Genomic DNA, 7,597 nt, shown 5'->3' with positions numbered 1-7,597 from the left:
GTGCTGGCCGGATGGTATTTCGGCTTCGATCCTTCGACGATCCTGGGTGGTGGCGACGGCGGCCTGCTGCCGGGCGGCGGCGGCCAGATCACCGACAACAGCGGCCAGGACAACGGTGCCACACCGGCCAATGACGAGATGAAGCAGTTCGTGGCGACCGTGCTGGCCGAGACCGAGGACACCTGGACCGGCATCTTCAAGTCGCAGGGATTGACCTACGAGGATCCCAAGCTGGTGCTGTTTTCCGGCCAGGTCCGTTCGGCCTGCGGCTTTGCCTCCGCGGCGGCCGGACCGTTCTATTGTCCCGGCGACCACAAGGTCTATCTGGACATGACCTTCTTCCAGCAACTCGACCAGCAGTTCGGCGCTTCGGGCGAATTTGCCCGCGCCTATGTGATCGCGCATGAAATCGGCCATCATGTGCAGAACCTGACCGGCATCATGTCCAAGTTCAACCAGATGCGGCAGAGCATGGGCGAGGTCGAGGCCAACCAGATGTCGGTGCGAATCGAGCTTCAGGCCGACTGCTTTGCCGGTGTGTGGGCCCACTACACCGGACAGAAAGGCATATTGGAGCAGGGCGACATCGAAAGCGCGCTGAACGCCGCCAAGCAGATCGGCGACGACACGCTGCAGAAGAAGATGCAGGGCTATGTCGTGCCGGAAAGCTTCAACCACGGCACCTCGCAGCAGCGGCAGACCTGGCTGGCGCGTGGTTACAAGAGCGGCAAGCTGTCGGATTGCAACACGCTGAGTGGGCCGATCTGACCAGACCGTTGTCGAGCTTCACCTGCCGGCGATGCTGCCGTCAGGTGGTGTCAGGATGAATAGATTCGGCCTGTTCCTGCATTGTTCCTTTCCGCGAGCTCGCCTATAAGGTGCGTCCGCCTGCGCCTGAGGGCGAGCAGAGGAGCTTGATCCTGCATGATCGACCCCAAAACCGCCAGACGGGGCCTTGCGCTCGTCTTCACCACGCTGCTGCTCGACATTATCGGCTTCGGCATGATCATGCCGGTGCTGCCGGCCTATCTCCGGGAATTGACCGGGGTCAGCATCAGCGGCGCGGCGATCGAAGGCGGCTGGCTGTTCTTCGTCTATGCGGCGATGCAGTTCTTCTTCGCACCGATCATGGGCGGCTTGAGCGACCGGTTCGGGCGGCGGCCGATCCTGCTCGCATCGGTGCTGACCTTCTCCATCGACAATCTGATCTGCGCCGTCGCCTGGTCCTACCCGATGCTGTTCATCGGGCGCGTGCTGGCCGGCATTTCGGGCGCCAGCTATTCGACGACATCGGCCTTCATCGCCGACATCTCGAACGATGACAATCGGGCTAAGAATTTCGGCCTGCTCGGCATCGCATTTGGCGTCGGCTTCGTCATCGGGCCGGTTCTGGGCGGGCTGCTCGGCACGTTCGGGCCGCGCGTGCCGTTCTATTTCGCCGCCGGGCTCGCCTTCGTGAATTTCCTCATCGCTTTGTTTTTCCTGCCGGAAACGCTCGATGACAAGCACCGCCGCCGCTTCGAGTGGAAACGCGCCAACCCGGTCGGCACGCTTCTGCAGATGCGCCAATATCAAGGCATCGGCTGGATCGGGCTTGTCTTCTTCCTGATGACGCTCGGGCATATGATGTATCCGGCGGTCTGGTCGTTCGTCTCCAGCTACCGCTATGGCTGGAGCGAGCAGCAGATCGGCTTCTCGCTCGGCGCCTTCGGCCTGTGCGGCGCGATCGTCATGGCGACGGTGCTGCCGCGCGTCATCCCGAGGCTTGGCGAGTGGAAGACGGCGGTCATCGGCCTGACATTCACGGCAGCCAGCGCCTTCGGCTACGCCTTCGCGTCGCAAGGCTGGATGATCTATGCGGTGATCGTCGTCGGCTGCCTGGAAGCGCTGGCCGACCCGCCGCTGAGGAGCCTCGCCGCCGCCAAGGTGCCGCCTTCGGCGCAAGGCGAACTGCAGGGCGCGATGACCTCGATCTTCTCGATCACCTCGATCATCACGCCGCTGCTCTACACGGCGATCTTTTCCTGGTTCACCGGGCCAAGCGCGCCGGTGACCTTCGGCGGCGCGCCCTATCTGCTGGGAGCGTGCTTCCTGACGCTGGCGGTCATCGTCTTTGTGACGAAAGTTGCGAGGCCGGCAGCGCGCACGAATGTCGCCACCGATGTCGCTGAGGATGGAGCACAGGTGTGAGTCACAACCGCATTGCGCTCACCAGGGAGTGCCATCCCGGCAGGGCAATGAGGGGCGGCGCTACCGGATCGCGCTAAGCCCGTTCGGCCAGCAATTCCTCACCGCGCTTTTCGCGGATCAAATTGACGAAGCGGCGGAACAGGTAGTGCGAATCCTGCGGGCCGGGCGAAGCCTCGGGGTGATGCTGGACCGAGAACACCGGCCGGCCGGTCAGCGTGATGCCGCAATTCGAACCGTCGAACAGCGAGACGTGGGTTTCCTCGACGCCTGATGGCAGCGAGTCGGCATCCACGGCAAAGCCGTGGTTCATCGAGACGATCTCGACCTTGCCGGTGGTGTGGTCCTTGACCGGATGGTTGGCGCCGTGATGGCCCTGGTGCATCTTGGCGGTCTTGCCGCCCAGCGCCAGCGCCAGCATCTGGTGGCCAAGGCAGATGCCGAACACCGGGATGTCGGTCTTCAGCAGATCCCGGATGACCGGTACGGCATAGTCGCCGGTGGCTTCCGGGTCGCCGGGGCCGTTGGAGAGAAAAATGCCGTCCGGCTGCATGGCGAGGATTTCCTCGGCGCCGGACTTGGCCGGCACCACGGTGACCTTGGCGCCGAGGCCGGCGAGCAGGCGCAAGATGTTGCGTTTGACGCCGTAGTCGATGGCGACGACGTGCATTGTCGGTTCGATCTGTTCGCCAAAGCCTTCGTTCCACACCCAGGGCGTCTCGCGCCAGACCGAGGACTGGCCCGACGTGACCTCCTTGGCGAGATCCAGCCCGATCAGGCCCGACCATGCGGCGGCGCGGCGCTTCAGATCGTCGATGTCGAACACGCCATCGGGCGCATGCGCGATGACGGCGTTGGGCATGCCCTTTTCACGGATCAGCGCGGTGAGCGCGCGGGTGTCGATGCCCGACAAAGCGACGATGCCGCGCTTCTTCAGCCACTGGTCGAGACCAGTGCCGGCACGGTAGTTGGACGGGTTGGTGACATCGGCCTTGAACACGGCGCCGACGGCGCCGGCGCGGGCGACCGGATTGAGATCCTCGATGTCCTCGTCATTGGTGCCGATGTTGCCGATATGCGGGAAGGTGAAGGTGACGATCTGGCCGGCATAGGACGGATCGGTGAGGATTTCCTGATAGCCGGTCAGCGCCGTGTTGAAGCAGACTTCGGCGACAGCGGAGCCGGTGGCGCCGAGACCGCGACCTTCGATGACGGTGCCGTCGGCCAGCACCAGAAGGGCGGTCGGCTTTTCCGTGGCCCAAGCGGGGGTCAAGGCGGGCGTCATCTCGGCCATGCGGCACTCCTGTCAGGCCGCGCGCTGCAACCGGCCCGGCGGGCCATCTGCGCGGCAAACGGCGCGAAGCGGCGATTTCGCGGCTTCCACGCAGTCAAATTTCCGTTCATGCAAGGCCCAGTACATAGGGGAAGGGGGCAGGGCGGTCAATGATCATGCGAAATGCCGCCATATTTTATTTCGCCTAGCAAAATCAGTGGCTTGCCTCGGCACATCAGAGTTTGCCTTGGCTCGCCCGCGGCGCTATTGTCCGCGCCGATCGAAGGAGAATGCACCATGCGCGGCAAAATCGCCGAATCCCTGAAGAGCGCGATGAAGGCGCAGGACAAGCACCGGCTGCCGACATTGCGGCTGATCCAGGCCGCCATTCACGACCGCGACATTGCCAATCGCGGGTCAGGCAAGGAGCCGGCCAGCGACGAGGAGATCCTGCAGATCCTGGCCAAGATGGTGAAGCAGCGCGAGGAATCGGCCAAAGCCTTCGATGACGGCAAGCGGCCGGAACTGGCCGCGCAGGAGCGCGGCGAGATGGAGATCATCCGCACCTTCCTGCCGACGCAACTGGACGATGCGGCGGTAACCGCGGCGGCGCGCGAGGCGATCGCCGCGACCGGTGCGGCCAGCCAGAAGGACATGGGCAAGGTGATTGCCGCGCTGAAACAGAAATATGCCGGCCAGATGGATTTCGGCAAGGCGAGCGGCATCGTCAAGGGTCTGCTGCAGTAGGGTGCTGCTCATCTCGTCGCTTGGGTGGCCGACCGGGCGGAATCCAGATCCGTCCGGAATCCAAGTCCAGGAATTGGAACCCGGATAGCGCCGAGATGTTTATCCGTCATGCAACTGGAGAGATGCCATGACTGAGAACGAAACCCGCTATGAAACCGGTGCGACGAAATATCCGGCAAAGACCGGTGCCGACGCTTCCGATGAATTCTCCCAGGATGCGGCCGCCAACGAGAAGCCTGCCGGCGGAATAGGGCTCACCCGCCGGATGGGCGAAGTGGAAGACCGCACCCGCCAGTCGGAGGGACAAAACCCGCCAAGACAAGTCACGCCGAGCGCCGCAACCGAAAAGACGTCCGGGGCCGGCCCCGCTATCGCGGAGCGTTCAAAGGACGCCAAGGCTCCGAAGAGCAGCCAATGAAGCGAAGGCCGGGAGCACTCCTGCGGCGCTTTGGAGATCGGCGGACAAGTGGTTCGCGTAGTTAGCGTTTGCCGATCCCTTCAACGACGATGCGGATGAGGTGCCTGATCTCGTCCTCGCTGAATGACCCGGCCGAAAGCGCCGAAAGCATCGCCTGGCCGTATATTCCAAGCAGGACCAGCGCCATGAAATTGGCATCGTCATCCCTGCGAATGACACCTTGCCGTTGGCCGAGCACCAGAAGGTCCCGGACCAGGCGCTGGAATGAGGGCCGGTCGGGCGGCGGCTGCAGGGACGGACGCTCGGCGGGGGCAAGAGCCAGCCTGGCAAGCGAGGGATTGGCCAGGCACCAGCCGGCGCTGTCGAGAAAGACTGTCTCGAGCATGACGAATACATCTTCGTTCGCCGCCATGCGGGCGCGGTAGGCGGCATCGCCCGCCTCCACGCGGGCGATGAGCCGCAACGCGATTTCTTCTTTCGAACTGAACAGATTGTAGACCGTTTTGCGGGTCAAGCCGGCGCGCGTCGCGATCTCCTCGACCGAGGTGTTGGCAAACCCCATCTCCCGAAACGCCAGGTCGGCGGCATCGAGGATGAGGCTTCGCGACCGTTCGGTCCGCTTTGGGGTTGTCATTTTTATACCCTAGTGTAAATTTACACATATGTAAACTTTTGCTGCGTGACCGCCGCATTGCGGCAGCCGCCAATCCCGCGAAGGGTCGACCGTGGCGCATCGGAATTCAAGCGGCTCTATGGGAAGCAATGTGCAAATGGCTGGTAGTCTCAAGGAATTCGGCCTTGGGATCTGGATTGCGGATGGTCCGATCGTCACGGCGGCCGCCGGCTTTCACTATCCCACGCGTATGGCCGTTATCGGATTGTCCGGGGGCGGTTTGTTCATCTGGTCACCGGTAGAGCTCACGAACGAGCTGCGCGCCGATGTGGACGCTCTGGGCGTGGTGCGCTTCCTGATCCCGCCCAATTCGCTTCACCACGTGTTTCTCGCTGACTGGCAGCGCGGCTATCCCGATGCCAAGGTCTATGCGCCACCCGGCCTGCGGGAAAAGCGCCGAGATATCCTCTTCTGCGGCGAACTCGGCGATACGCCTGCCGCCGACTGGGCGGACGATCTCGACCAGGTCGTCGTGCGCGGCAACAGGATCACCACCGAGATTGTCTTCTTCCACCGCGCAAGCAGGACAGTGTTGTTCACCGATCTGATCCAGCATTTCCACGCCGGATGGTTCAAGGGCTGGCGGGCGCTCGTAGCCCGGCTGGATCTGATGGTGGCCGCAGAGCCCTCAGTGCCGCGAAAATTCCGCGCCGGCTTTACCGACCGGCGCGCCGCGCGTGCCGCTCTTCAACGCATACTGGCATGGCCGGCCGAAAGAGTGCTGATGGCGCACGGCGAACCAGTGACGGAGGACGCTCAAACGTTCATCCGTCGCGCTTTTCGCTGGCTGGTTGGCCGCTGACTTCCTCGGCGGATTTCGGCGCTTCGAGCACACGGCGCAATGCCGGCGCTTCCTGCTGGATATGATCCCACAGCCGGTTCGCGATCGGCCCATGCGGCCGGTCGCGGCGGCGCGCCACCACCAGTTCGTCGGTGCGGCCCGGCAGATGACGGCCGGCAATGGAGTGCAGGCGTCCGTCCTGCAGTTCTTCCTCGATCAGGAAGCGGGGCAGGTGGCCCCAGCCAAGGCCCTGCAGGATGATCTCCTTCTTCATGCCCTGGTCGGCGACGAGGCATTGCGGCGCGCCTTCGATCAGCGAATAGTTTTGTTGTGGCGAATGGCGGGCGCTGTCGCGCATGACGCATTGGGTGAGTGCCTGCATCTGGTCCGGGGTGATCGGCTGCTCGATACGCTGAGGCAGAAAGCCCGGCGCCACCACGGGAATGAAGGACACCTTGCACAAATCGACCCATTCCACCCGCGCATCGCCCTTGTCGACCCAGTGCAGGATCAGGTCGGCTTCGTCGTCGAAGAGACGCTCCCATGGGCCGCCCACCGCTTCGAAATGCAGATGCAGGCGCGTGCCGGGCAACTGTGCGAAGAATCGCCCGAGCATGCCCAGCACCTGCGGGCGCGGGCACAGGTCGCCGATCACCACATGGATCTCGCTTTCCTCACCCATCGCCAACTGGGCGGCATGGACGCGCAAACCGTCCATCTCGCGCAGCAGCGATAGCGCTCGGCGGTGGAACGACAGCCCGGCCTCGGTCGGACGCACGCGATAGCCGCTGCGATCCAAAAGGACGAGGCCGAGCTGTCGCTCCAGCTTGGCGACGGCGGCGAACACCGCGGGGTGCGAGCGATACAGCATGGCCGCCGCAGGCTGAAAACCGCCGGTGCGGACCACCGCATCGAAGCATTGCAGATCGTGCAGGGTGAATTCGGCCATGTCAGTTTTTGTTACAGAGCTTGTCTTGTCTTTGTAATATCAACAAAATCGCTCCACGGCTAGGCTCTGTCTCGTTCAACGTTCCAGAAGGAATCTTCATCATGAATGAGCTGAATTTCGTCACAACGGGCGACGGCACGCGCATCGCCTACCGCTTCGACGGCGACGCAAGCAAGCCGGTGCTGGTGCTGTCGAATTCCATCGGCACCACGCTGCACATGTGGGATGGGCAGGTCGGCGAATTGGCGAAGCATTTTCGTGTCCTGCGCTACGATTTTCGCGGCCATGGCGGATCGAGCGTTCCGGTCGGCGCCTATTCGCTGGACCGGCTTGGCCGCGACGTCATCGAGTTGCTCGATGCGCTCGGCCTGCAACGTGTACATTTCCTTGGCCTGTCGCTCGGCGGGTTCGTCGCGCAGTGGCTCGGCATCCACGCGCCCGAGCGGATCGACCGGCTGATCCTGAGCAACACCTCGTCCCATCTGGCGCCGGCAAGCTATTTCGACGAGCGGATCGCTGCGGTGCGCCAGGCGCCGGACATGTCGGAAACCGCTGAGACGTTCCTGAGC

The 7,597-nt window shown here is 63.4% G+C and carries 9 protein-coding genes; 6 read left to right on the top strand and 3 right to left on the bottom strand.

Features of this window, described 5'->3' with window-relative positions; all coding sequences use genetic code 11:
• On the top strand, positions 1-768 hold a 768-nt coding region (locus EN991_RS15370), incomplete at its 5' end, for a neutral zinc metallopeptidase (protein ID WP_127369060.1).
• Between the two features lie 156 nt (positions 769-924).
• A complete protein-coding gene (locus EN991_RS15365) occupies positions 925-2,190 on the top strand; it encodes a tetracycline resistance MFS efflux pump (RefSeq protein WP_027162079.1) in 1,266 nt (421 codons plus the stop codon).
• A 73-nt stretch (positions 2,191-2,263) separates the two neighbouring features.
• On the opposite strand, the gene carA is transcribed toward EN991_RS15365, so the two are convergent.
• Complete coding sequence (gene carA / locus EN991_RS15360) at positions 2,264-3,481, bottom strand: glutamine-hydrolyzing carbamoyl-phosphate synthase small subunit (RefSeq protein WP_013530125.1); 1,218 nt, start codon at positions 3,479-3,481, stop codon at positions 2,264-2,266.
• Positions 3,482-3,757: 276 nt separating this feature from the next.
• On the opposite strand from carA, the gene EN991_RS15355 reads away from it, so the two are divergent.
• The gene (locus EN991_RS15355; protein WP_013530126.1) at positions 3,758-4,207 is read left to right on the top strand and encodes a GatB/YqeY domain-containing protein; all 450 of its coding nucleotides are present in this window, start codon (positions 3,758-3,760) and stop codon (positions 4,205-4,207) included.
• 127 nt (positions 4,208-4,334) lie between these two features.
• Positions 4,335-4,625, top strand: a complete 291-nt coding sequence (locus EN991_RS15350; protein WP_063172881.1) for a hypothetical protein — start codon at positions 4,335-4,337, stop codon at positions 4,623-4,625.
• A gap of 61 nt (positions 4,626-4,686) precedes the next feature.
• On the opposite strand, the gene EN991_RS15345 is transcribed toward EN991_RS15350, so the two are convergent.
• Positions 4,687-5,259 carry a TetR/AcrR family transcriptional regulator gene (locus tag EN991_RS15345; protein WP_013530128.1) on the bottom strand — a complete coding sequence of 191 codons (573 nt, stop codon included), beginning with the start codon at positions 5,257-5,259 and terminating at the stop codon, positions 4,687-4,689.
• Between the two features lie 136 nt (positions 5,260-5,395).
• Here EN991_RS15345 and EN991_RS15340 point away from each other — a divergent pair, with 136 nt between their 5' ends.
• The gene (locus EN991_RS15340) at positions 5,396-6,100 is read left to right on the top strand and encodes a DUF4336 domain-containing protein (RefSeq protein WP_024504113.1); all 705 of its coding nucleotides are present in this window, start codon (positions 5,396-5,398) and stop codon (positions 6,098-6,100) included.
• On the opposite strand, the gene EN991_RS15335 is transcribed toward EN991_RS15340, so the two are convergent.
• On the bottom strand, positions 6,063-7,028 hold the full coding sequence (locus tag EN991_RS15335) for a LysR family transcriptional regulator (protein WP_013530130.1): 966 nt from the start codon (positions 7,026-7,028) through the stop codon (positions 6,063-6,065). The two genes, EN991_RS15340 and EN991_RS15335, sit on opposite strands and share 38 nt — an antisense overlap.
• A gap of 101 nt (positions 7,029-7,129) precedes the next feature.
• Here EN991_RS15335 and EN991_RS15330 point away from each other — a divergent pair.
• A partial coding sequence (locus tag EN991_RS15330) for an alpha/beta fold hydrolase (RefSeq protein WP_127369059.1) occupies positions 7,130-7,597 on the top strand: 468 nt, incomplete at its 3' end.

It is taken from the genome of Mesorhizobium sp. M7A.F.Ca.US.005.03.2.1 (genome assembly GCF_003997795.1).
Classification (GTDB): domain Bacteria; phylum Pseudomonadota; class Alphaproteobacteria; order Rhizobiales; family Rhizobiaceae; genus Mesorhizobium; species Mesorhizobium ciceri.
This window is presented reverse-complemented; position numbering and strand designations above follow the sequence as displayed.

What these genes read in the sequence shown, in the direction of transcription:
- EN991_RS15365 (WP_027162079.1), top strand. Translation starts at nt 925, where the DNA reads ATGATCGACCCCAAAACCGCCAGACGGGGCCTTGCGCTCGTCTTCACC.
- carA (WP_013530125.1), bottom strand. Translation starts at nt 3,481, where the DNA reads ATGGCCGAGATGACGCCCGCCTTGACCCCCGCTTGGGCCACGGAAAAG.
- EN991_RS15355 (WP_013530126.1), top strand. Translation starts at nt 3,758, where the DNA reads ATGCGCGGCAAAATCGCCGAATCCCTGAAGAGCGCGATGAAGGCGCAG.
- EN991_RS15350 (WP_063172881.1), top strand. Translation starts at nt 4,335, where the DNA reads ATGACTGAGAACGAAACCCGCTATGAAACCGGTGCGACGAAATATCCG.
- EN991_RS15345 (WP_013530128.1), bottom strand. Translation starts at nt 5,259, where the DNA reads ATGACAACCCCAAAGCGGACCGAACGGTCGCGAAGCCTCATCCTCGAT.
- EN991_RS15340 (WP_024504113.1), top strand. Translation starts at nt 5,396, where the DNA reads ATGGCTGGTAGTCTCAAGGAATTCGGCCTTGGGATCTGGATTGCGGAT.
- EN991_RS15335 (WP_013530130.1), bottom strand. Translation starts at nt 7,028, where the DNA reads ATGGCCGAATTCACCCTGCACGATCTGCAATGCTTCGATGCGGTGGTC.